Raw genomic sequence first — 25,608 nt, forward strand, 5'->3', positions numbered from 1 at the left:
TTTCACTAAAATGAATGGTTATTCATATATTTATCTTATTATCTTCAGAGACAATTTACCACTAAAACGCTTAGGAATAGGTTACAATGATGTGAACAATGAGGATGCTGATCTTAACAGAGTGGGGGAACTTTACCTTGCGATGGTGAAGGATTGGATGCTTGCTGCCCCCGCCTGTTTTAAAAGTTTCGCTGCATGTCTCAATGTCGAGCCAGTTGTGTAAATATCATCGATCAACAAGATCCTTTTCCCCTCTATTTCACAGTCAGAATCCACCTTAAATACTTGAGGAATATGGATTCGCTCTGCTCTTGATTTTTTCGATTGTTTTTCAGAATGGATTCGCGTAAGGAGTCCAGCTGACGGGAAGACGGCAAGGGTTATGATGGCAGTTGCCTGGTTAAAGCCGCGTTCATATAGGCGCTCTTCGCTTAAAGGAATCGGAACCAATAAATCCGGATCGATTTTTGGGATTTCTTTTTTAAAAAGTTCTGCAAAAATCCTTGCTAATACATAATCACCTCGGAATTTATAGGTGGCAATTAGTTCTTTTAAAAAATCATTATAGAGATAGAGAGAGTGATTTCTTTCAAGAAAACCCTGCCAGTCGGGGTCCTCCTCCCAGCGCGTGCAATCATGGCACAAATCCCCATCACGGAATTGTTCATTTAAGTGGTGGAATGGACGACTGCAGATGCGGCAGGTTTCCCCTTTTATTTCTTCCAGTTTTTCTTCACAAGTTGGACAAAGGAGTTGTTCTTTTTCTTTAGAGAAAAGTGCAATCCATCCAATGTTCGGAGCTATAACATTGTGGCAATAGAGACAACGGTCTTGCTGAAAGATAGTCATTTGGCTGCCCCTTGTTTATCAAGTAAACCTTTTTTTAGTCCTTCTAGGTTCATGGCGACAATCTGCCTTCTTGCCTTTAGCATATCTTCGGTTTTTCCATAATGAAAAAAGGTGACGATACCCGTGGGATGATCCTTGCTCCGACCTGCCCGGCCGGCAATTTGGACGAGTGCACTTTCAGTAAAAATAGTGTCCTCCGCTCCTACTACGGCTACGTCGATATTTGGAAAAGTAACACCCCGCTCAAGAATGGTGGTGGTAAGAAGCATAGGAATTTCTTTGTTCCGCATTTTTTGTACCTTGCTTTTTCGGTCAGGATCTTCGGCATGAACGGCCTCAATCTCGGGATGAATTTGCCGCAAGATTGTCAGCGCTTTTTCCATCATCGGGATATGAGGGAAAAAGACTAATGTCTGTTTGTCGTCTTGGATTCGGGTTTTTATCCAACGTATTACATTTGCGGGAAGGTTCCCTTTTTTAAGCTGTTTTTGCCAGTTGCCACACCAACTGAATTCTGGGACAGGGAGCGGTTTGCGGTGGAATCGGGCCGGAATGGTGGTAAATGCCCTTTTACCGGTTCGGCATTCTCTTTGCCAATTGGAATTAGGGGTAGCAGTTAGGTAAATCATGGCGGATGCTGGTTTTCGGGCCTGAACGGCAGCGTACTGGAGCGATTCTTCCACTGTATACGGAAAGGCGTCAACTTCATCTAATATGATAGCATCGAAGGCTTGGTAAAAACGGAGGAGCTGATGGGTGGTAGTGATGGTTAGGGAGGCAAAAAGGTGGCGGTCCTCACTCCCGCCGTATAGGGAGGCAATGGGGATATCGGGAAAAGCCGCTTTTAATCTTGGTGTTAGTTCTAAGACGACATCCGTTCTTGGGGTGGCAATGCAGATTCTTTTTTTGGCCAAGAGTGCGGATTCGATTCCAGCAAATAGGACTTCGGTTTTCCCCGCCCCGCACACGGCCCAGACAAGGTGCTCTTCGTTTTGGCGGATGGCCTCGACAACATGGTTGGATGCCACTTTTTGACCCTCAGATAGAGTCCCTTGCCAGGCCATGATTTGGGCTGGGTTTTGAATTTCAGGTGCTGGGCTGTTCCAGCCAATGAGCGGTGTGCATTCGCTGATTCTGCCCATCATAAGACAGCTGCGGCAATAAAGGCAGGTCTCCCCGCATCTAGCGCATGGGTATGCGGCGAACCACTGCGGGTCCTTATTGCCACAGCGGGCACAGATGAATTGCTTGCCGTTTTTTTCGATTCCTTTTCGGTATGTAAGATAGCCATATTGATAATGTTCTTGAATGTCAGTGAGTGGGAATGGGAGATCATCGAGAAGGAGCTGCTTGCCGGTAAGGCGCTGTTGAAGTTCTGGGTTGTAGGTGAATGCGGGGTTAAGCGGTGGATTCGGAATAGTTGGGATTTGTGAGATTGGCAGGGAATCTTCTTTTGTTTTGCTTGGAATGATTAGGTTATCTTTTTGGATAAAACGCATGGGGATGGTCACCTTCTTTGGATTTGATTTTGTTTTAGGAGTTGCTCTTCTAGGATTAGGTAGCTTTGGCTGCCAAGCCATTGATGGTACAAACGGTTTTTGGTATGTCCGGTTGTGGGCAGATTAAGGGATATTAGTACTTTTCGTGTGATGTCCGATGTCGGGAGATGAAGAATCGTCTGGCATTCATGGTTTGTGATGGTTGGTTTAATCAAGAGAAAGTAGTCCTTGATTGCTTCGATATGGCCAGTTTTGAAGGGCTGGCTGCATTTTAGGCAAATCCAGTTTCCTCTTTGATAGTCCATGGGGACGTGGTTACACGATGGACACTGGACTCCATAGTGAAGGTCTGTTTCGGTCAGGTCGTACTCTTTTAAGATATCTATTGGTTTTGGGTTATGTTTGCTTAACAGGAAATGAGCTATTTCATGCAATTTTTCGGGTTGGATTTTTACCTGTTTGTATCGCTTTTCGCAGTCCTCAATTTTATTAAACAGGTCTCTTCCTTTAGAAATTCTTGTTGTGTCTGTATTTGTACCGGTGGTTTTTAATATGGTCTTGTTAGTGCTTTTGAAAAAAATAAGGTAATCAATCGGCAGGAAATGGAGTTTATGTTGGATTAGCCATCTTGTTAAAAGGGATTGGAGTCTGCGGCATTGGGTTCGCGGGTCCTCGAAGGATTCTTCTGTTCCGTCAAGGTTGTTACGGATGAGCTGGTTAAAGACATGATCAAAGCACAAGGTTCCAATGATGTTTTTGGCTTCGATGATTAGGATGTGGGTTTGGGAGATTAGTAGAGTGTCGATTTGGAAGTAGATGTCGCCCGAGTTTGAGTTGAAGATCGTGGAGGATTAGGTATTTTTCTTGTGGCAGTTCCTTTACATAGTTTGCTAAGGCCTGTTCGCCCCAATAGCCTGCCCATCTTTTGGCTAGGTCTTTTTCTAGGATAGGATACTTTGGGTGGCTGCGGTTTAAGTATTTTTTTAAGATCTCGCTCAAGATGAGTCTCTGGGGAAGAGTTAGTTCTTTTATTGCCAAGATATATCACTCCTTTTTTTCTATAATTCTACATAAAATACAATTTTCCTACATGATTGATGAAATATTTTTGAGGATTTTTTGAGGATTCTGTCTGATTTTGAAACTATTCCGCCGATATTTCAATTATTTCCGCCGACTTACTTTTCAGTTACCTTTTTAAAATCCCAACCAAGGCTCCGTTTCCGCCATTTTAGGCCAGAATTCCGCCGGATTTCTCTTTTATTCCGTCGACTTTCTAATTTATTCCGCGCACTTCTCTCTTTTTTCCGCCAATATTCCCATTATTTCCGCCGACTTACTTTTCAGTTACCTTTTTAAAATCCTAATCATAGCTCCGTTTCCGCCGTTTTAGGCCGGAATTCCGCCGACTTTTTCATTTATTCCGCGCACTTCTCTCTTTTTTCCGCCGATATTCCCATTATTTCCGCCAACAAAGTTTTCTAAGATACCTTTATTTAAAATATCTAACTATCTAAAATTCTGCTAAACACGAAAAAGCCATCCCGGCCCAAAAGCCGGAATGGCAGCAAAACTAAAATTCTATTTTTTCATCCAGCCAAGCCCCATCGCACCCTCACCAAGATGGGTACCAATAACCGCACCAAAATAACCGATCATGAACTCAACATTGGGATACAATGCACCCAACTCCTGGCGCCACTCCTCTGCCTCCGCCTCGCGATTCGCATGAATAATGACAGCCCGGTATTCCCCACCGCCTGAGACCACTTCACCAAGTAAATCCACAATCCGTTTCAGAGCCTTCTTCCGAGTGCGGATTTTCTCAAACGGAACAATGACCTTATCTTCAAACCGCAGCAGCGGCTTCACCTGTAATAGGCTGCCAATAAAGGCTTGAGCGCTCGACAGCCGCCCGCCCCTCTGAAGATTAGACAAATCATCAACCATAAAATAAGCATCGGCATTTTCCTTTAACTCTTCCAAACGATTCATAATCACCTCAGCGGACTCCCCACGGCCTGCCATCACGGCAGCCTCAAGCGCATAAAACCCCTGGACCATACAGCTGATCTCAGAATCAAACGGATAAACCTTAATTCCCTCTACCATGGTACCAGAAGTTACAGCGCCTTGGTACGTACCGCTGATGCCACTGGATAGATGGATACTAATGACGGCATCATAATCGGCTGCCAGTTCCTCAAACAACTCGACAAATTTGCCAATCGGCGGCTGGGATGTCGTCGGCAAATCTTTTGTTTTTATCTCTTCATAGAACGCATTTGCGGTTAAATCGACTTCTTCCTGGTATACCTCTGTCCCGAAAATGACATTTAGCGGAATCATATGTATATTAAATTCTTCTCGTAACTGTTTCGGTATGTACGCGGTGCTATCCGTGACAATTGCCGTTTTCATAAAAATGTACCATCCTTGTCTTTTTGACTACCCTTTATTTTATATGAAACCACAAAAAAAGAACACACCCATTTAAGGCGCGCTCCTTAACAAATCTATCTTACTTCCACCCAGCCATTTTTAATTGCAGACACAACTGCCTGGGTCCGGTCATTTACGTTCATTTTTTGTAAAATATTACTTACATGGTTTTTAACTGTTTTTTCACTGATGAATAAAGATTCACCAATACCGCGGTTGCTTTTACCATCGGCAAGCATTTGTAATACTTCACACTCACGGCGGGTTAACAAATGCAATGGACGGCGGATTTCAAGCGTTGGCACATAGCCGCCTCCAGAATGTCCTGCTGTTGCTGCAAGCTTGCGATATTCGTTAACAAGGTTGTGGGTCACTTTTGGATGTAAATAAGAACCGCCATCCGCCACTACGCGAACTGCCTCAATTAAAGCGTCGGCATCCATTTCTTTTAACAAATAGCCGCATGCTCCAGTTTTTAAAGCATGGGTCACATAATTTTCGTCATCATGAATCGATAAAATAATGACTTTTGTGCTTGGGTATTTTTCAATTAGCTCACGGGTTGCCTCGACACCATTCATTCCCGGCATATTGATATCCATAATTACCACATCAGGCTGGTACTGTTCCACTAGTCCTAAAGCATCGCTGCCGTCATCGCCTTCAGCTACAACTTGGAACGACTTTTCGAATTCTAGTATTCTCTTAACACCTTCTCTGAATAGTTGGTGATCATCAATAATAGCAATTTTGGTTGTCATTTGGTACTCCCCCTTATTTACAATTTTATCATTTGCAGGAAATTTCCTTTAGTTAATTAATGGAACACGGATTAAAACCGATGTACCTTTACCAATTTTTGAATCATAGGTAATTTCGCCTTCAAGCAAGTCGACACGCTCTCTCATCCCAATCATCCCAAAAGACTCAGGTTTCTTAATCGATGTATCAAATCCAACACCGTTATCCTTAATGAGGACGGTGACAGCATCATTGGTGATTTCCAATCTGACTTTGATTTCACAGGCGTTGGCATGCTTGAGCGCATTTTGCACAGACTCTTGGATCATCCGGAACAACGCGACCTCATACTTAGTTGGCAGGCGGCGCTCCAGACCAATATTTACAAATTCAATCCTCGAGTGGTTATGATATTCTTCGATGGTTTTTAAATATTTTCTGAGGGTAGGGACAAGGCCTAAATCATCAAGTGCCATTGGACGGAGATCATAAATAATTCTCCGGACCTCATAAAGCGCGGCACGGACCATTTTTTTATAACTGTGCACTTCAGCAAACGCCTCATCCGGCCCTTTGTCCTTGTACACGCGTTCAATCAAATCAGATCTCATAATGACATTGGCGAGCATCTGGGCAGGTCCATCGTGAATCTCCCGGGACAACCGTTTTCGCTCTTCTTCCTGGGCTTCAATAATCTTCAAACCAAAGTCTTGTTTAGCCTTCGCGGTTTCGATTACTTCCCCTACTTGTTTCAAATCGCTTGTCAAGTAATTCATCACCACAGAAATTTGGGAAATAAGCTGGTCGGCACGGTCTATTGTGTCATCTAACCCAATCAATCTGCGTTCCAAATCGTCTCTTTTCTCCAAAAGCTGTTTCTTATACTGCCAATTGATGGAGAGATCCATCTGGAGCTGATGGGCCTTTTCATAGGCCTCACGAACTTCCTCTTCTGTGTAATGATTAAAATTCATACTCACTTCTGAGAGCATAAGCCGTGCTTGATGAACCTGATCTTCTAGCTGGTTCCCCTCTTCGATGAGGTTAACCATCATTTCTTTAATATTTCGGAGTTCAGTTGTCATACTTTCGTAATCTTGACGGCATTGCTCGCCGATTCGAAAAATATCACTTTTACTGCTTGTAACCCGATCAATCATTTCTTCACGAATTTCATCAATGGACTTCGTATTCACTTGTTTAAGTTTCATTTCATTCCCTCCAGGGCTTTCCCTTAAGGCCTTTAACACTTATTTTACATTGAATGTACTCATTTAGCGAACCATAACACTCATATTGACCTTCCACTGGGGTGAAAGTAATATAATAATAGTGTTACATTCTCTTTAAGGAGACGTATTGAACTAATACTATTATATCATTCGAACGTTACCATCATATTAAAGGTATATTACAACAATATTTTTAAAAAAAGAAAGGAGACTACTATGCTGCCACGTTACCTTACTGTTAAACAGACAGGCGAACACGAGATTTCGATCCAAAGATCCCGTTTTATTGCCCATTTAAAACGGGTTGAAACCGAAACTGAAGCGCAAGAGTTCATACAAACCATTAAGAAGCAGCATTGGGATGCTACTCATAATTGCTTGGCCTACTTGATTGGCGAGCACGACCAAATCCAAAAAGCCAACGATGACGGTGAACCAAGCGGGACAGCCGGGGTACCGATTCTTGAGGTTTTAAAAAAACGAAAGCTAAAGGACACAGTGGTGGTTGTTACCCGGTACTTTGGCGGCATTAAACTTGGAGCCGGCGGTCTGATCCGTGCTTACGGCAAAGCCACTTCAGAAGGACTTGAGGCAGTGGGCATTGTTGAAAGAAAACTTTCCCAAATTATTCATGCCAAATTTGATTATACCTGGCTTGGGAAAATTGAAAAAGAATTGCGTGCCGCTGATTATAAAATAAAAGAAATTCACTACTTAGATACCGTCGAGGTGGAAACATATGTAGACGAAAGTCAGGTCCAAGCCTTCATGGATTGGATGATCGAACTGACCAACGGCCAATGCTCACTCGAGCAGGGTGAAACGGTTTATCTAGAAGAAGATTACGTTCGAGAATAAATAACCTCCTATAGGTACATTATAGTAGTACGTTTGTGTGGATACAATTGGGAAAAATTAAAGGGGCTCAAGAATCTTGAGTCCCTTTTTCCTACTAAGAGCGGTTTTTTTCCGTCGTTAATGTCCGCATGATGTTCAAAAGTGGCCGATGGTCTTTTCCCATTAATCCAATCTTTTCAGCGATAATCTCAATTATTAAAACGACAACACCAATTAAGAAAAGCGCCCCTCCAATCCGTGCCTGCGAGAAAATGACTGCGACAAGCCCAAAAAAGGCGGCCATGGCATAGATAAGTAACACGGTTTGTCGATGGGAAAAGCCCATTCGCAGCATACAATGATGGAGATGGGATTTATCAGGTGCAGACAATGGCTGTTTGTTAATAATTCTTCGGATGATCGCGAACAGCGTATCAGAAATGGGTACTCCAAGTATGATGACGGGAATAATAAACGAAATAAACGTTACATTTTTAAAACCGAGCAGTGATAATACGGAGATGATAAATCCCAAAAAGAGTGCTCCTGTGTCTCCCATAAAAATTTTTGCGGGATGAAAGTTGTAAAATAAAAATCCAATCGTGCTCGCCAGCACAATTAAACCAACTGCTACAACGTAAAAATTCCCCTGAATAAAGGCTATTCCTGAAATCGTAATGAGGGCAATAGATGAAACTCCGGCGGCCAATCCATCGAGACCGTCAATCAAATTAATCGCATTTGTAATTCCTACTATCCAAAGAATCGTAAAGGGAATACTCAAGAGGCCAAATTGAAGCTGTCCTCCAAACGGCAAATTAATGAATACAACTTGCAGATCACCTAAAAAAACAACACAACAAGCCGCTGCTAATTGTCCAAGCAGTTTATACTTTGCCGGCAATTCAAACAGGTCGTCACAAAAACCGGTTATGATGATGATCAAACTTCCAAGCAATATCGCGAACGAATATGGATTTTCAGGTCTGATTAAGAAAATACCGGCAATAAAGCTAATAAAAATGGCCAATCCCCCGAGCCTTGGCATGATCGATTGATGTACCTTTCGCTGGTTGGGGCGATCAGTTGCACCAATAAGGAAGGCTAATTTTTTGATTAGCGGAGTCATAACAATTGAGATGAGAAAACATACTATCAAGGTAAGATACAGCATCAAAAATCCTCCTTGTTAGTAAGTTTGTCCATTAAGAGCAAATCAATAACAACTAATGTATGGTAAAAAAATTCCAAAAACAAAAAAGGTTTTGGCAATAATACCAAAACCTTTTTTGCATATACGATTATCTATCTTTAAGATTGATTGGCTTGAAGCCCTTCATAAATTTTAGCAGCGGCTTATAATCTTCGCGTACCAAACCGATCTTTTCAACAATAATCTCGATTGCAATTAACAGAGTTAAAATCACAATCAATGAGCCCCAAACCGTTGATTGTGAGAAGATAAAGGCAACAAGTCCAAAGATTAAACTCATAGCATAGATGATTAACACCGATTGCTTATGTGAAAAACCTAATCGTAATAAACAATGGTGTAAATGCGATTTATCTGGAGCTGATAACGGCTGTTTATTGACAAGTCTTCGGATAATCGCGAAGAATGTATCAGAGATTGGCACACCAAGAATAATAATTGGGATAACAAGTGAGATAAAGGTAACATTTTTAAATCCGAGCAGTGAAAGTACACTAATTAGATATCCTAAAAATAATGCTCCGGTATCACCCATGAAAATCTTGGCAGGATGAAAGTTAAATACTAAGAAGCCAAGTGATGAAACAGCGGTAATCAGTGCTAGAATCATAACATATGGGTTGCCCATAAGATAAGCCATACCGGAAATAGCGAATAAGGCGATTGTTGAGACACCAGCCGCTAAACCGTCGAGGCCATCAATTAGGTTAATGGCGTTGGTAATCCCGATAATCCAAAACATCGTAATCGGAATACTTAAGAAACCAAAATCTAATTGACCGCCAAATGGCAAGTTAATAAACTCTACTTTAAGGTCTCCCAAAAATACGACGATAAATGAAGCAAGGATTTGTCCAGCAAGTTTTACTTTTGGTGAAATTTCCTTTGTATCATCAAGAACACCAGTTAAAATAATGATAATACTCCCAAGTATAATAGCCAAATGAATATTTTCATTAGGAATCATAATCGGTAAAAGCGATTTTGCGTCTGGTTGTATGATCGCAATTCCAATTAGGAAACTTATATATATTGCCAATCCGCCTAAACGAGGCATAATTCTCTGATGTACTTTTCGTTGATTTGGTTTATCAGTTGCACCAATTTTAAATGCAAGTTTTTTTACTAACGGGGTGAGAATAATACTTGAAAAAAAACAAATAGCTAACGTTAGATAGAACATATAGCCCTCCATGGTTCATTCCGTAGTTTTGTATTTTTAAATTTTAATATTTTCAATGAAACCTAGAGACAATCATACCCTTATGGATTATAGCACAGACACTACAAGAAATAAATACTTCCATTCTACAATTTTCTTACCCAATTTATAGAGTAGATAACCCAATTATTGCTAGAGATTGAGATTTAGCAATGATGTAAGCAATTACTATAACTTAAGAATTCCTGCCAAAAGTGACAAAATAACTACTTATTTTACCTAAATCGCCATTTGATCCGGCCATTAATATTGACGTATAGAATGAAAAAAGGTTTCAAAAATTAACGCCCTTTCTTTTTACAAAGGCTCTGTTAAATTTGATTGTTGATTTCCGCTCCAACCAACAGAGTATCATAAACAACAATGTCGTTTAACAGAGCATTTAACAAAAGGAAAGGCCTCTGTTCATTACAACAGAGGCAGCTTAATATTTTCTTAAGTTAGTTTGATTCTTCTAAATAAGCAGCAAGTGCTTCTTTCCAATCACGAAGAGGTGTTAAGCCTTCTGCTTCAATTTTTTTCTTACTTAATACGGAATAGTTTGGACGTTTAGCAGGACGTGGGAATTGCTCACTTGTTAATGGGTTTACCGTTACCTCTAGTCCTGCTTGTTTAAAGATCTCTACGGCAAACTCATACCAGGAACAAACGCCGCTGTTTGTAGCGTGATAGATCCCGTATTTTTCTGTCTCCATCAACTCCACCATAAACTTAGCTAAATCTACGGTATAGGTCGGAGAACCTACTTGGTCATGGACAACTCCTACTTCACCTCGTTCTTTGCCGAGGCGGATCATCGTCTTAACAAAATTATTGCCATACACCCCAAAGACCCAAGCCGTTCGAACGATAAAAAATTGGTCTAAATGCTTTTGTAATAGTTGTTCTCCGGCTAATTTGGTACGGCCGTATGCCCCTAATGGACTAGTAGCTTGGTCTACTTCATAAGGCTCTGTTGCCGTGCCATCAAATACATAATCAGTGCTGACATAAAGCATTTTCGCGCCAACTTCGTTAGCTGCTTTCGCCAAATATTCAGTCCCTAATGCATTGATTTGATAGGCAGTGTCTTCACTTTCTTCCGCCGCATCTACGTTGGTGTAGGCTGCACAGTGAAGTATCACGTCTGGCTTTACTTCATGAATATAACTCATTACATCGGCTTCAATTGTAATGTCTAATTGGCTGCGATCCGCACCATAAACATCATGATTTTTCTTTGCTAATTCTCTTACCACATCTTGTCCTAATTGTCCGGCTGCGCCCGTTACAACTACCCTCATTACTCTACCCCTAAACGATCGCCATATTGCTTTTGCACATAATCTTGATAGTCGCCAGAAATGATGTTTTCCCACCATTCTTGGTTATTTAAGTACCAATTAATCGTTTGTTCAATACCTGTATCGAAATTATATTTAGGCGACCAGCCAAGCTCTGTACGTAATTTTGTCGCATCAATAGCATAACGGCGGTCATGGCCTGGACGATCTTTGACAAACTTCATCAATGATTCAGGCTTATTTAAATGTTTTAAAATCGTTTTTACAATTTCAATATTGGTTCGCTCATTATTACCGCCAACATTATAAACCTCACCGTTTCGGCCCTTATGCAGAACAAGGTCAATGGCTTGGCAGTGGTCTTCCACATGAAGCCAATCACGGATATTTAAGCCATCACCATAAATTGGAAGCTCCTTGTCATGTAAGGCATTAATAATCATTAATGGGATTAACTTCTCAGGAAAATGGTATGGTCCATAGTTATTTGAACAACGTGTAATGTTTACTGGCAGACCAAATGTTTCATGGTACGCACGAACAAGCAAGTCAGCACCTGCTTTACTTGCACTATATGGACTATTGGCTGCTAGTGGAGTTTCTTCTGTAAAGTAGCCCGTTTCACCTAAAGTTCCATATACTTCATCAGTTGAAACTTGAAGGTATTTCGTCACACCAAATGATTTGGCTGCATCAAGCAATGCCAGCGTCCCTTGGATGTTCGTTTGCACAAAAATTCCTGGGTCCGTAATACTTCTGTCTACGTGTGACTCTGCTGCAAAGTTGATGACATAATCAAACTTTTCTTCTTGAAATAAACCTTGAATAAATTCGCGGTCTGCAATATCACCACGGACAAATTTATAATTTGAGGCATTCTCAATATCTTTTAAGTTCTCAAGGTTTCCTGCATATGTTAATAAATCTAAATTCACAATCATATAATTCGGATATTTATTTACCATGTAGCGGACGAAGTTACTGCCAATAAAACCGGCGCCGCCTGTTACTAATAATTTCATTAGGGTCCTCCTATTCTTCAAACACAAAATTAAGATGGCTTGCTTCTCTCAAGGTTGGATGCTTAGTATCTTTTTCAGAGAGAATTGGGTTAGTTGTCGGCCAATCAATAGCTAACTCTGGGTCATTCCAAAGGATGCCGCCGTCATGTTCAGGTGAGTAGTACTCATCGACTTTGTAAGCGACGGTGGTGTCAGGAACCAATGTACAAAAACCATGTGCAAAGCCTTTCGGCACTAAAAGCTGACGCTTGTTATGTTCACTTAAGATTACCCCAACCCACTCTCCATATGTAGGGGAGCCCTTACGAATATCAACTGCTACATCATAAATAGCACCTGTTACACAGCGGACTACTTTTGTTTGGGCCTTTGGATTTAATTGAAAATGCAGACCTCGTAACGTGCCTACAGGTGCGGACAAGGATTGGTTGTCCTGAACAAAGTCATAATGCAAACCTAGACCCTCAAATAATTCTTGATTATAGCTTTCCATAAAATAACCGCGATGGTCGCCAAAAACCTTTGGTTCAAGGATTTTTACACCGGAAATTTTCGTTTCGATAACATTCATTTTCATTACCTCACTTACGATTTACTTACCTTGACTTGCAATTTTAAGCAAATATTGACCGTATTGATTTTTCTTTAAAGGTTCAGCAAGCTCAACCAGCTTTTCTTTCGAAATATACCCCATTTTATATGCGATTTCTTCCAGACAGGCAATTTTTAAGGACTGTCTTTTTTCAACCGTTTCGATAAATTGAGATGCTTCTAAAAGGGAAGCATGTGTACCTGTATCTAACCAGGCATAACCGCGACCTAAGAGTTCAACACTTAATTCGCCCATTTCTAAATAAGCTTTATTGATATCGGTAATTTCTAACTCACCGCGCGGGGATGGCTGAATGCTCTTAGCAATATTAACAACACGGTTATCATAAAAATAAAGACCTGTAACAGCGTAATTGGATTTCGGGATTTCAGGCTTTTCTTCAATCGAGACAGCCTTACCATCGTCATCAAATTCCACGACGCCGAAACGTTCTGGATCGTTCACATAGTAGCCAAATACAGTCGCTCCTGTTTCACGTGCAGCTGCCTTTCTTAATAGGTCGGTTAAACCGTGTCCATAGAAAATATTATCGCCAAGCACTAAAGCAACGTTATCATCGCCAATAAATTCATCACCTAAAATAAAGGCTTGTGCCAAGCCGCCTGGATGCGGTTGGATTTTATATGTAAAGTTCATTCCTAAATCGGAACCATCACCTAAGATTTGTTCAAAACGGGCAATATCCTCTGGTGTTGATATGATCAAGATATCCTTAATGCCAGCTAACATTAATACAGATAAAGGATAATAAATCATTGGTTTGTCATATACAGGTAATAATTGTTTCGAGACGACTTTTGTTAACGGGTAAAGTCTCGTCCCGCTCCCACCTGCCAGAATAATACCTTTCATTTTTACAACTCCTCACTTTATTCTACATATTCCGCCAAAAATGCTCCTTCCCCATTATAAAGAAAGGCCAAATAAAAAGAATAACCCTCACTAAAATGTAACAAAAACTTAACAGAAAGCGGAAGCGCCTTGTTCACGGGCGACAGGCTTAAGACGAGCCTTCTTGACGGATTGACCTAAATGTGGAGGCGACTGTTTTGGGACTCTAGGCTAAGACACACCCTGCAAGAAGGCGCTTTTTGCCTTCTTCAGGGGGTGGCTTATGACTCGAGTCCCAAGGAGCCGCAACTGGATAAGCTTTTGACCCCGAGCCCCTAGGCGCTGGAGCTGGACAATGTTCGAGGTCGTTTTAACGTTTGTAACCAGCAATCGCCGAAAGGGTACGTAATCGACCTTTTAATTGCGTCATAAGCGGCCGTTTCTTCATCCCGGTTACATTGCCGCCGTGACGGACATATTTGACGAGCGGAGTATCGAGAAAGACGATTTTCTTCTTTTTTAACATACACACAAGGGCAATCCATTGATCATGCATTTCAATCTCTTTTGGAAATGGCAGAATCAATGGAACTAGCTCTTTTTTAAAAGCCATAAATGCCCCGGTATAGGCGTTTTTTAAAATATTCCCAAATATTCCTTGGTTTATGTTGTTACGATTAAAATCATTCCACGATGGGTTAATGATTTGTAAACTCCCATCTACAACATAGGCATCGTGCAGAACCAGGTCAGCCCGCTGTTCCTCAAAGGCCGCTAAAACACTTTCTACTTTATTGTCTTCCCACACATCATCCTGGTCACATAGAAAAAGGATATCTCCCTTTGCCAAAGATATCGCCTTTTCAAAGCTTTTAATAGGACCTAAATTGCTTTCATTTACATAAACCTGAACCAGGTCACCAAAGTGATTCTTAATCACCTGGACCGTATTGTCTTTTGATCCATCATCAACAACAATCACTTCATCCTGACGATTTAGCTGTTTTAGGACGCTGTCTAGCTGCCTGATGACAAATTGTTCACCATTATAGGTCGCCATACAAACCGATAACATATCAATGATCTCCTTTACCTATTCAAGAGCCTGTTTAACGTATACATGGCAATTTTTTTATTTTTCACCAGTAATACCTGTTTCATAAATCTCATCACCAGCTTTTTTCGATAGGAGGAATAAAGGTCCTTTTTATAATTTTTATAAAAGTGGATCTCTGAGTCTAAAATACTTTTATATCGTGCTAACGAAACCTGTCTATAATCCATTACGGATAATTCATGATCAAGGACCACATTTAATACCCAGATCTTATGATGCTTTGCATAAATTTCATGGAATAGCCAATGATCGAGATAGTCTAACCTGAAATCTCCATTAAATCCGCCAAGCTGCTTTAAAAATTCCACCCTAATGAGAGAACCTGAGTTAATCGCCATGACCGGTTCACTTTGCAGCCCTGCTGGCGGCTGTTCCCCCTTTAATGGACGAAGATAACGACTATAAACAGGAGAGATCATCGTTCCGTTACTTGTGATCTTTGGTACTACTGCAGCAACATTACTATCTAATACCGGTAGGTTACTAATTTCCTGAACATACTCACTCGTTAATTGGGTGTCGTGATCCAACAGGAGCAGCCAGTCACTGCCGTTTTGAGCTGCGATAGACCAGGCAAAATTGTAAGCAACAGCGATCCCTAAATTACGAGGGTCATGAATGTACTGAATGTGCACCTCTTCTTGCTCAAAAGAAGTTTCTATCTGCTTTTCTGGACTATTATCGTAAATAATTAAATCCAATTCATGTGGAAAATCCTTTTTTGAAAGGAAAGTCTCTTTTAACGTTTGGTATGTTTTGCTCTCTTCAACAGCTTGTTTATAGAGAACCATGACAGCCGTTAATTTCATTCGATTACCTCATTTTTAGTTAAGTCCCTTTTTTGCTGAGAAGCAATTAAAAGAACAATAAAAAAGCTGATTCCAATTGGATTATTGATAAAGGGATTAATGTTTGTTAATAATAACACGCCCATAAAAGCCGACAATAATGAAATCTCAAGCGAGGTTAATTTATGCCCCTTTTTATAAGCAATATAGTAATTAAAGTAAACAATGAAAAATAAGAACACCCAGATACCAAGCCCGATCAATCCTTGTTCCACTAAAATATCAAGGAAACTCATTTCTAACCCAGTAATTCTTCCTGCTACTTCTGTTCCATAGCCTGACCCAAAAACAAGGTTGGCAGGATGAACTAATATGTCTTTAGAAGCAATAATAAATTCAAGCCGATTATTAACACTTATATCATTAACTTCAGGCTCCTGTTCCTCTGCCGCTTGATTTGGCTCCACATTTGGCTGCACATTTGATGCAGGAGGCTTAACCACTTCAAAACGTTCAAGCGTCATATATTTATACAAAAAGGGAACAGCCACTACCACAAGAATTAGAATGGTGAATTTTTTTATAAATTGCTTATTATGAACAAGTTTCTGAAGCTTGCTTACTAACCCCTTAATTGGATCGACAAGAACTTTTACATCCAACACGATAATCATAAATACACTTAACATAAAGGCTAATAAAAACCCTCTCGTTTCAGACCATAGAACCGAGACAGAGCCAAAGATAACCAGCGCAATGCTAAGTTTGCTTTTACTTTTATTGAATAGGTCATTTAAGGCAATAACTAATCCAATTAACACAAAAAAGTGACTTTTATAAAACACACTGTTACTTGGTCTGAAGAATAAATCCCCCGTAAATACCCGATTTAAAAAGTCATAAAATGGTTTAAAATCAGCACCGACAAAGATGGTCTTTCCTAGCAGCGAAATAATAATCGTAAAAAGGGCAACAGCTAGTGCAGAATATTTTAATAGCGTAATAATCCGCTGAAGGGAGAACCGTTCCTTTGAAATATAATAAGCCAATGGAAAATAGACCACAAAATAAGATACTCTGAAAAAGTCAGTGACAATCATTCCTAATGGATGTCCATTTAAAACACCAATGATAGAACTAACCACAAACCATCCAACCAATAAATAGACTCCGATAGTCACCGGATTGAATCGTAGAAATGTATTGATTTCTTTATTAAAGAACGCTTTTTCTTTGATAATGCGAACGATGAACACTGCGATCAGGAGTAAGAACAAGACTTGACGAATCGATAAAACTCCAAAATCAATTAGTCTGCCTCCTCCACCAACAAATACTTCAATAAAAAAAATCGTCAACAAAATTTTTTCAAACTTGTTCATGAAAATTTCCCTCTCCTACTACCTCGAACCAAAAATATTCGGCCGAGAGTGCTGGCATTTTTTTTATTTTTATCTAAATCTCTTTGAGATATCTCTATATTTATACTTAAAGATTTTTCCAGTCCATAAGTATTCAGGTGATGTTAAAACAATCTCCATCCCCATTTATTAAAATATTTATACATAGATTGCATAAAAATTTTAAACAATTTTTTATTTTTATGTGCCCCTCTTTCGTAAAAATGGACCACTTGTGAAAAAGGAGTGTACACAATCCTTCTATTCCGTTTTCTTAGTTCAAGGCAAAGATCATAATCTTCAAAGTACATAAAGTAACGCTCATCAAAGCCGCCCACCTCTTTAAAATCCTTACCTCTTAATAACATAAAGCAGCCGGAACCAATTCGGATCTCCACATCTCGGTCATTTGGGATGTCTCTAAGTTCATAGGACGCTAATCGTTTAGAAAACATTTCCTTCACAAATTGAAAAGGGACAAAGCGGAGCGCATAATCAAAAACAGAAACACGATCCCGCATTAAATGCTGAACACTTCCATCAGGGTTCAGGACTTTGGGTACTAATAAAGCAATGGATGAATCTTTTTCCATCATGTCTATCATTTTAAGTAAATCGTCTCTTACCAAAACAATGTCTGGATTAAAGACTAAGAAATACGTTTCATCCGCATGCAGCAAATTGTAGTTATGACCAAAACCAAAGCCGTTATTTTCATGGTAGAAGGTAATCTCCGCAAAATCCATATACTCGCGCAGGTGCTCTTTGTAATCCTCATTGGAGTTATTATCAAAAATCACGAAGCGAAAATTTTCATCATGCCCAAATTCTTTTTTTAAATTATCTAAAACGTCAAAGATATGTTTACTATTATATGTCACAATACTGATTGCAACTTTTGCATTAGACACTTGTTTTCACACACTTTCATTTCATTATTTTTATGTCTAGGCTAAATACTTGTACAACAACCATTCTGATAGGTTTCATAGGTAAAACAAAGCAGTAAATGACAAATTTCATTTGCCTTAAACTTAACCAAGTGTAAATTATAGCATCATTATCGCGAAACTTGTACTTTTATGGAGGATTTTTTTGATTCTTGTTGAACTTATACCCGTTCAATATTATAATATCCCTTAGTATTTCTTTTTACATCAATACCTTTAAGAAGGGAATTATATAAATGAACAGAACTAGATCTACCCTAAAGCAGGGAAAGAGAAGGAAAGTAAAATGGTTCCGTGTAACATTGTTTTTCCTTGTCATTCTTTTAGCGGGCGGCGCTACTTATGCCTACAGCGTTTACCATAATGTAGCCAAGGCCGTGAGTAAAATGACTTCACCACTTTCAAGGGATATCTCCGCAAAACGGGAAACAAAGGTTAAATTTAATAATTCTGATCCTATCTCCATTTTAATGGTTGGGGTTGATGAGCGAAAAGGCGACAGCGGACGGACAGATTCTATGATCGTCGTGACAATTAATCCTAAAACAAAATCTACTAAACTGTTAAGTATTCCACGTGACACAAGAACTTTATTAGTCAATAATGACAAGCCAAATAAACAACGATACGATAAAATTAACGCTGCTTATGCCTATGGCGGCATTAATGAAACCATTGACACAGTAGAGAATTTCTTAAACATACCGATTGACTATTATATCAAGGTTAATATGGAAAGCTTTAAAGACATTGTCGATGCGGTCGGCGGCATCAATGTTAACAATAAATACGCATTCGAATTAGATGGCGTTAGCCTTAAAAAGGGTCCGCAGCATTTAAATGGTATTGAGGCTCTTGAGTACGCAAGGATGAGACATCAAGATCCACTAGGTGATTTTGGGCGTCAACAACGTCAACAGGAAGTTATCTCTAAAATTGTTACAAAAGGAAAGTCCTTTTCAACGCTTACCAAATACGACGACATTCTAAAGGCACTCGAAGATAATATAAAAACCAACCTTACTCTCGATGATATGATTGGCATTCAATCAACCTATAAACCTGCAGCAGAGAAAATCGAGAGTCTTGCAATGGATGGAGAAGGTAAGATTCTGAATAATGGAATTTGGTACTACCTGGTAGACGATGAGACTCGACAAGAACTATCTAACCAATTACGTGAGCAGCTAGGTCTAGGACAAGAGACAGTAGCAAGTATCGATTCTTATTCTAGTAATTAAAAAAAATCCTTTAGNNCTAAAGGATTTTTTTTAATTGTTTTAATGAGTAATTTGACTTACAAACTCTCCAGATACCCATCCTGTCGATGTAGAATTAGGAAGATATACATTATACCAGCCATTTTGTGAAACTACGTCCCCATTTGTGTTGGTGACTGCTTTTAGATACGTTTCACTATCAACATAGGTTAATATAGTAGAGCTTGTAGAAGCACTACTACGGACAAGTAAATTATCAGCATCGCTGTCGACCTGAAGTAAATTACCAATAGTTACATTTTGTCCATTCAACCAGCCATTCTGGCCATTTGCAGCCACTCGATACCAACGGTAACCATCATAATTGGTGCTTGTTGGATCATAATATACATCTGTATTATATCCTACCATGCTAACAACCGTGTTGAAATTAAGTGAGCCAATAATCGTTGATGTCGAGAGATATGGCAATGACCTTAAGTTCACCGATGAAGTATTTACTTTTGCCACGATCCCGCTTGGGAAGTTAATGATTGTATCCGTTGGGTATAACTGCCCATCTGGAATATCCCTTCCATATGTTGGCGGAGCACTTGCCGTTACATTGAGCTCAGGCAAATTCCAATAATACGAAGAGTCATATGGTTTCATACTTTCCATCAGGTTCGCAATCCCATTTTTCCAATTTTGATCTGTAGCGTATCTGACATTCATCCCTGTTAACGTAGGACCATAACTTGAATTGTAGTAGGCTCCAGATTCATCGAGATAATCATGTCTTACCTGATAAGCTACTTTATTAATGCTATCTTGTACCGTTGGGAAATAGTAACCACACGTAAACGGACAGACATCATAGGCCCCATAACCATATAGGTTATGTTTATAGGTGATTAAATCGGATCCACCCCAGCCTGTTTCCCAAATCGTATGGGCTAATAAATAAAGTGCATTGACACCATACATAATCTGAGCATTAATGAAACTTTGGGCATAACTTTTGAGTGGACTAGTTGGATTCTTTTTATCAAAGAAAGCCACAATCTCACTAGCCGTAATGGTAGACGGCTTTTTTAAGTTTAGGATGGTATATAGATTTCCATTCCCTACTGTTATCTGGGTGGTAATGGTACTGGTTTCTCCATTAATCCCAGTTTCTTTTACTGATAGGGTGTGCTCTCCATCCTTTAACTGGAGCGTATTGAGAGTATATTGAAATCCGGAGTTAGCATTTTTATATTCAGGATAAACCGATTGGACATCAGTTCGTGCTAAGCCGTAATCTGCTTCACCCATTAAGCTTCCGTCCACAAGAACTTCAATCCTATTTACTCCGCTACCATCTAAAAACCAACCGCTGACTATTGCTTTACCTTTTAATACAGTCCCACTATTTGGTGAATCTAAAGACCCTTTAGAAGGCAACCCTTGGATGTTAAATTGACTCTGCAGCTCTGTCTTTAGCCCGTTTTTCCCTGTTTCTCTAACCGTGAGAGTATGTTGGCCCGGCGTTAAGTTCTCTGGATTAAGGGTATATTGAAATCCAGCGTTTACATTTTGATAATCCGGATAAGCTTGATTAATATCGGAACGGGAAACTCCATACTTTGCTTCACCGATTACTATCCCATCTACCAGTACTTCCACTTTACTTACGCCGCTCTGATCTAAAAACCAACCGCTGACTAGCGTATTTCCTTCAATGGTCACACCATTCTTTGGTGATTCTAAAGATCCTCTTACGGGTAAATTAAGGACACTAAATAGACTTTTAAGCTCCTTTATTGCTCCATTCTTCCCTGTCTCTCTAACGGTCAGGGTGTGCTGGCCATTCGTAAGATTCACCGTATTTAGGGCATACTGATAGCCGGAATTGTCATTTTTATAGGCTGGATATGCATTTGACACGTCCGTACGGGATAATCCATACTGTGCCTGACCGACGCTTTTTCCATCCACCAATACCTCCACCTTTGACACACCGCTTCCATCTAAGAACCAACCGCGAACTAGAGTACTGCCACTTACCGTCGAACCATTCTTTGGCTCGTCAATGACACCTCGTGTAACTATGTTTACAACGGTATTCTGAACGGTAATTAGACGTTTTAGCTCGAGCTTTGCTCCACTTTTTCCCGTCTCTCTGACAGTAAGTGTGTGTTGGCCATTTGATAGATTTGTGGTATCTAAGGTATATTGGTAGCCAGCGTTGGTATTTTTATAGGCTGGATAGACCCTTGCCACATCTGTACGAGAGAGTCCATACTGTGCTTGAGCTAAAAGTTTTCCATCTACCAAGACTTCCACTTTAGCCACACCGCTTCCATCTAAGAACCAACCGCGGACGAGAGTAGTGCCTTTAACCGTTGCTCCATTTACTGGTGCATCAATGGTACCTCTGACAGGTAACGTTTGAACGGTGTTTTGAACGGTGAATAAGCTTTTAACTTCCTTCTTCGCCCCACTTTTTCCGGTCTCACTAACTGTTAGGGTGTGCTGGCCATTTGATAAATTCTTGGTATTTAAGGTATATTGGTAGCCAGCATTGGCATTTTTATAGGCTGGATACGCCCTTGACACATCTGTACGGGATAATCCATACTGTGCTTGTCCGACACTTTTTCCATCCACCAATACCTCAACCTTCGATACACCGCTTCCATCTAAAAACCAACCGCGGACAAGCGTGCTGTCCTTCACCGTTGCACCGTTCTTTGGGTCATCAATGGTACCTTTTGCAGGTAAATTTTGAACTGTATTCTGAACGGTGTTCTGAACGGCATTTTGAACGTTAACTATACGTTTAAGTTCGGTCATGGCTCCATTTTTTCCGGTCTCCCTGACTGTCAGCGTGTGTTGGCCATTCAGTAGATTGGCAGTATTTAAAGAATACTGATATCCAGCGTTTGCATTTTGATAGGCCGGATAAGCGATTCCTACATCCGTGCGGGAACTCCCATACTGTGCTTGGCCGATCGTTTTTCCATCTACTAAAACCTCAACCTTTGACACACCGCTTCCATCTAAAAACCAACCTTTTACAACACTAATCCCCTTAAGGGTAGCTCCGGTTGCTGGTGCATCAATGTATCCTTTAGGAGTTAATACTGCACCAGCTGCTAAGGCATTACTGCTATGAAAGATTAATAGGATGGTTAAAAAGGATGCTGCCAGTAAATATTCAGTTAACTTGCTTTTAATTATCGTCATCTCCCCTACTATCAATTAATCTATTAAAAGCATAACCGAATAAATTTTATCAGAATAAAGATTTGCAAACAATTAAAATCGGCAAATTTTACAAAATATCAACAAATATTGACATAAAAGTATAAGAAAATACGACAGAAACTATTAATTAAAATAGGAACATTTGACCATTAAGCATAAAAAAAGCCTTCTTATTAATGAAGACTTTTTGATAGATATTGATGATTTATTTCCCTCTAAGTTTCTTAACAAGTGGAAATTTTAATAATCTTTTTTTCAATAAAGTAAATCGATAGGTCTGTCTTAAATCTTTATAGATGAATGGACAATTTTCCTTTGTCCAATTAAACATGTACCTGAAATCCTCAGCATTCCTTGCTGAGTTCACAAGATAATACGAAACGGTGTTATGAACTGTATAATTAAACCACTTATCCATATCTTTTTTATTAAAACCGAACTGTTCGATCGCCATATTTTTAACAATCGTTTTTTCATCTAAATTTTCAACAATAAATTCTTTACTAAGGTTAAAGGTAATATTATTACCATGGATTCGGTAGACACCCACAATCGAATCAATGAAGCCAGCATTCCCTACTAATAATGCCCGCATATAAATGGAAGCATCATTAACCATATTCATATTTAAAATACCCATTTCAATAAGTGAGTCCCGTTTAAATAATGTCGTTAAAGTTGATAATGGCTTAGGAAAACCTGGCCTTTCAAAATTTAATAAATAGTCGTATTTATTAACCACTTCGCTAAGACCTAAATCAGAAATTTTTAATAGATCTTTTAATGAATATTCAAGAAAAACATTAGCTGCTACAAAAGAAATTTCAGGATGATTCATATGAAAATTTACTGTTTTACTTATGTAATTCGGATCGATTAAATAATCATCATCGTCTAAAAATAGGGTATACTCCCCATCTGCATAAGCTTTAAATGCTTCTCGACGATTTGTACCAGGTCCACAGTTTTGTTCTTTTCGAATATAAATGATCCGGGGGTGATTTTTAAAATGTTCCTCCATTAATAAGTCTGTTCCATCACTAGAGTTATCATCAATGGTGATAATTTCGATATTCGGATAATCCTGCGCTAATATACTATTGATCGCTTGAAGCAGGTATTCTTTTCTATTGTAGGTAGTAATAATGACACTAACTTTAGGATATGAAAAGTTATCTGCGAAAGTTATCGATTGATCAACCAGAGCGTCCTTACTAATTACAAGTTTTAGCTTATTGATGATTTCATCAAGAGTAAACTCTTCCATAGCAAATTGCCTTTTAAGATAGAAACTTAATACACTTTCAGAGGCTTTGCCATCAATAAATTTGAAAATTAATTGTGTAAGGGTTTCATAACGCTCACTCTGATCCTGGCTATGTCCCTTTTGTAGGAAATCAATTGCAACTTCTTTTAAATCTTCATAAGTAATCTTCTGCACCTTTGAACTTTGAATATATTCAATAATGCTATTTAAAAAGGAGTAACAATCAGCATGTTTAGAACTTTCATACTGGCTCATAAGCAATCCTCCTGAAGTGATAATTTGATAGAAAAATCATTGATTTTGTAATTTATATTTCCTTTTTTGGAGAAATGTTGATACAAAATTTTTCGAATAAAGATAAGTCTCTCTCTCAAGTAAGGAATTGGTAAAGAAATAAATAAAGGAGAGAATAATTGTTAAAATAACGGCATAAACGAACACCGTTAGATAAGATGTTGGATTTATAGTGATCGAATGAGCAATAAAAATAATAATCAAAAAAAGAATTGCATTAAACAGCCATCTCTTCGCTGTTCGCCACGGACTTCGTCCTAATATCGTTTTATTTGCATAGATCACGATATCGGTTGAACGGTATAAGACGGCCAATAATGTACCCAGCAAAACACCATATATTCCAAATAAATTCACAAATAGCAACGAACCAACTAAGTTAATAGCCGATTCAAAAATGGACCGATACTGTGTTTTTTTAAAATGCCCCGCAATATTTATGACATTATTGCATGAGGAACGAGCATAAACTAATAATTTAATCGCTACAAACAAGATTGGGAGCCATTTGTCAATATAGTTAATATCATGAATCCCCGCTGTGTATAGACGCATAAAAGGCAGTACCAAAATATAGGTAACGGTAAAAAGTGAAAAAACTAATGCCATAAAGTAAACCTCATAGGCATCAAACAATTTTAAAAATTTCTCCTTACTATCGTGAAAGGTTTGTCCAAGAACAAAGGTGATGCTGCCACTAACAGTAGTAACTAAATTATCAATGATCGTAAAAAGCATATTAAACATCACATAAACACTTACCACTTTTAGATTGGTAAAAATAGTCAAAATGAGCACATCAGTATTATTAAAAATTAACGATGAAAATTGGTGCACCAATACGGAGTTTTTTTGTGAAATAGAGCCGAAATTGGGGTTAACACGCAAATCAATCCACTTATAATTCCTGCTAATATAAATATGATAAACAATAACCTGAGCCAGTGTGATAATAAAAAACGATGCTTGAACAATGATGATATCATAGCCCAGATATAATAAAACAATTTTTGCCAAGTTACTTACAATCGTGATGATGGTAGTGAACAAAGTCACGATATAACTTTTACCTTCAGCTGTTAGTAGGATTCTATATTTCCCCTGATAATAGTAGTTAACTGCTCCACCAAGACCTGTCAATAAGATAACCACCAAGATGGTCATTTTATTGATGCTGGAATTAATAACAAGTGGATAAATAATCGCCAGTGCGATTACGGCAAAAAAATAAACAATCCCTGTTTTTTTATAATAGCTTGACGTTGCAGCCAATATTTCATTAATACTATTCTTTTCACCATTTGCTACTGGTTTATATAACGCCTGTAAGGAAGCTGCACCAACACCAGCTTCTAACAATGTAAAATAAACGATAATTTGAGTTATGGATGTTAATAGCCCATTCACTTCCGAACCAAAGTGAACCAATATAAGCCTTGGAATAAAAATCCCAAGTACGATCGTAATAACCTGGCTCCCTAATCCAACCAATAAGTTAAGAAAACTTCGTTTTGCTTTCATGAAATGCTCCTTAAAACCCGGGAAAGACTTTCCATT

Annotated in this window: 22 protein-coding genes and 1 pseudogene; 3 read left to right on the forward strand and 20 right to left on the reverse strand. The window is 39.1% G+C overall.

From position 1 onward, the window contains the following. Positions 1 to 132: 132 nt before the first annotated feature. Together COD92_RS13580 and COD92_RS13585 are read right to left on the reverse strand one after the other, a co-directional pair. Complete coding sequence (locus tag COD92_RS13580) at positions 133 to 849, reverse strand: ComFC family protein (RefSeq protein ID WP_098530910.1); 717 nt, start codon at positions 847 to 849, stop codon at positions 133 to 135. Further along, positions 846 to 2,348, reverse strand: a complete 1,503-nt coding sequence (locus tag COD92_RS13585; protein WP_098996395.1) for an ATP-dependent helicase ComFA — start codon at positions 2,346 to 2,348, stop codon at positions 846 to 848. The genes COD92_RS13580 and COD92_RS13585 overlap by 4 nt, the downstream gene beginning before the upstream one ends. On the opposite strand from COD92_RS13585, the gene COD92_RS32805 reads away from it, so the two are divergent. Next, complete coding sequence (locus COD92_RS32805; RefSeq protein ID WP_255286669.1) at positions 2,347 to 2,475, forward strand: hypothetical protein; 129 nt, start codon at positions 2,347 to 2,349, stop codon at positions 2,473 to 2,475. The genes COD92_RS13585 and COD92_RS32805 overlap by 2 nt on opposite strands. A gap of 505 nt (positions 2,476 to 2,980) precedes the next feature. Here the strand turns inward: COD92_RS32805 and COD92_RS33350 are convergent. From COD92_RS33350 to COD92_RS13610, 5 genes and pseudogenes are all read right to left on the reverse strand, one after another. After that, a pseudogene (locus tag COD92_RS33350) lies at positions 2,981 to 3,166 on the reverse strand (nuclease-related domain-containing protein); the annotation flags it as partial. Next, entirely contained in the window at positions 3,078 to 3,386 is a 309-nt protein-coding gene (locus COD92_RS13595) for a hypothetical protein (protein WP_098530907.1), read from the reverse strand. The gene COD92_RS13595 and the pseudogene COD92_RS33350, both read right to left, overlap by 89 nt. A 543-nt stretch (positions 3,387 to 3,929) precedes the next feature. After that, on the reverse strand, positions 3,930 to 4,769 hold the full coding sequence (locus COD92_RS13600; protein ID WP_098996397.1) for a DegV family protein: 840 nt from the start codon (positions 4,767 to 4,769) through the stop codon (positions 3,930 to 3,932). Positions 4,770 to 4,864: 95 nt separating this feature from the next. Then, on the reverse strand, positions 4,865 to 5,551 hold the full coding sequence (locus COD92_RS13605) for a response regulator (RefSeq protein ID WP_098530905.1): 687 nt from the start codon (positions 5,549 to 5,551) through the stop codon (positions 4,865 to 4,867). A gap of 48 nt (positions 5,552 to 5,599) precedes the next feature. After that, complete coding sequence (locus tag COD92_RS13610) at positions 5,600 to 6,742, reverse strand: sensor histidine kinase (protein ID WP_098530904.1); 1,143 nt, start codon at positions 6,740 to 6,742, stop codon at positions 5,600 to 5,602. Between the two features lie 237 nt (positions 6,743 to 6,979). Between COD92_RS13610 and COD92_RS13615 the strand changes: the two genes are divergently transcribed. Then, on the forward strand, positions 6,980 to 7,621 hold the full coding sequence (locus COD92_RS13615) for a YigZ family protein (RefSeq protein ID WP_098996398.1): 642 nt from the start codon (positions 6,980 to 6,982) through the stop codon (positions 7,619 to 7,621). Positions 7,622 to 7,715: 94 nt separating this feature from the next. On the opposite strand, the gene COD92_RS13620 is transcribed toward COD92_RS13615, so the two are convergent. The 10 genes from COD92_RS13620 to COD92_RS13665 form a co-directional block, all read right to left on the reverse strand. Then, complete coding sequence (locus tag COD92_RS13620; RefSeq protein WP_098530902.1) at positions 7,716 to 8,774, reverse strand: glycosyltransferase family 4 protein; 1,059 nt, start codon at positions 8,772 to 8,774, stop codon at positions 7,716 to 7,718. Between the two features lie 127 nt (positions 8,775 to 8,901). Further along, the gene (locus COD92_RS13625) at positions 8,902 to 9,996 is read right to left on the reverse strand and encodes a glycosyltransferase family 4 protein (RefSeq protein ID WP_098530901.1); all 1,095 of its coding nucleotides are present in this window, start codon (positions 9,994 to 9,996) and stop codon (positions 8,902 to 8,904) included. Between the two features lie 479 nt (positions 9,997 to 10,475). Beyond that, the gene (gene rfbD / locus COD92_RS13630; RefSeq protein ID WP_098530900.1) at positions 10,476 to 11,318 is read right to left on the reverse strand and encodes a dTDP-4-dehydrorhamnose reductase; all 843 of its coding nucleotides are present in this window, start codon (positions 11,316 to 11,318) and stop codon (positions 10,476 to 10,478) included. Continuing rightward, positions 11,318 to 12,340 (reverse strand): dTDP-glucose 4,6-dehydratase, encoded by a 1,023-nt coding sequence (gene rfbB / locus COD92_RS13635; protein ID WP_098530899.1) that lies wholly within the window; start codon positions 12,338 to 12,340, stop codon positions 11,318 to 11,320. Before rfbB ends, rfbD begins: the two co-directional genes overlap by 1 nt. Positions 12,341 to 12,350: 10 nt before the next feature. Then, positions 12,351 to 12,911 carry a dTDP-4-dehydrorhamnose 3,5-epimerase gene (gene rfbC, locus COD92_RS13640; RefSeq protein ID WP_098530898.1) on the reverse strand — a complete coding sequence of 187 codons (561 nt, stop codon included), beginning with the start codon at positions 12,909 to 12,911 and terminating at the stop codon, positions 12,351 to 12,353. A gap of 21 nt (positions 12,912 to 12,932) precedes the next feature. Next, positions 12,933 to 13,805, reverse strand: a complete 873-nt coding sequence (rfbA, locus tag COD92_RS13645; RefSeq protein WP_098996399.1) for a glucose-1-phosphate thymidylyltransferase RfbA — start codon at positions 13,803 to 13,805, stop codon at positions 12,933 to 12,935. 349 nt (positions 13,806 to 14,154) lie between these two features. Then, positions 14,155 to 14,859, reverse strand: coding sequence for a glycosyltransferase family 2 protein (locus COD92_RS13650; RefSeq protein ID WP_098530896.1), 705 nt, complete (start codon positions 14,857 to 14,859; stop codon positions 14,155 to 14,157). Between the two features lie 14 nt (positions 14,860 to 14,873). Continuing rightward, positions 14,874 to 15,710, reverse strand: a complete 837-nt coding sequence (locus COD92_RS13655) for a glycosyltransferase (protein WP_098996400.1) — start codon at positions 15,708 to 15,710, stop codon at positions 14,874 to 14,876. Continuing rightward, entirely contained in the window at positions 15,707 to 17,071 is a 1,365-nt protein-coding gene (locus COD92_RS13660) for a hypothetical protein (protein WP_098530894.1), read from the reverse strand. The genes COD92_RS13655 and COD92_RS13660 overlap by 4 nt, the downstream gene beginning before the upstream one ends. Before the next feature lie 143 nt (positions 17,072 to 17,214). After that, positions 17,215 to 18,000, reverse strand: a complete 786-nt coding sequence (locus tag COD92_RS13665) for a glycosyltransferase family 2 protein (protein ID WP_098996401.1) — start codon at positions 17,998 to 18,000, stop codon at positions 17,215 to 17,217. 275 nt (positions 18,001 to 18,275) lie between these two features. Between COD92_RS13665 and COD92_RS13670 the strand changes: the two genes are divergently transcribed. After that, on the forward strand, positions 18,276 to 19,280 hold the full coding sequence (locus tag COD92_RS13670; protein WP_098530892.1) for an LCP family glycopolymer transferase: 1,005 nt from the start codon (positions 18,276 to 18,278) through the stop codon (positions 19,278 to 19,280). Between the two features lie 39 nt (positions 19,281 to 19,319). On the opposite strand, the gene COD92_RS13675 is transcribed toward COD92_RS13670, so the two are convergent. From COD92_RS13675 to COD92_RS13685, 3 genes are all read right to left on the reverse strand, one after another. Continuing rightward, the gene (locus COD92_RS13675; protein WP_098996402.1) at positions 19,320 to 22,469 is read right to left on the reverse strand and encodes an Ig-like domain-containing protein; all 3,150 of its coding nucleotides are present in this window, start codon (positions 22,467 to 22,469) and stop codon (positions 19,320 to 19,322) included. A gap of 226 nt (positions 22,470 to 22,695) precedes the next feature. Then, positions 22,696 to 24,012, reverse strand: a complete 1,317-nt coding sequence (locus COD92_RS13680) for a glycosyltransferase family 2 protein (protein ID WP_098996403.1) — start codon at positions 24,010 to 24,012, stop codon at positions 22,696 to 22,698. 36 nt (positions 24,013 to 24,048) lie between these two features. Then, positions 24,049 to 25,572, reverse strand: a complete 1,524-nt coding sequence (locus COD92_RS13685; protein ID WP_098996404.1) for an MATE family efflux transporter — start codon at positions 25,570 to 25,572, stop codon at positions 24,049 to 24,051. Positions 25,573 to 25,608 lie beyond the last annotated feature (36 nt).

This window comes from Bacillus sp. AFS037270 (assembly GCF_002585305.1).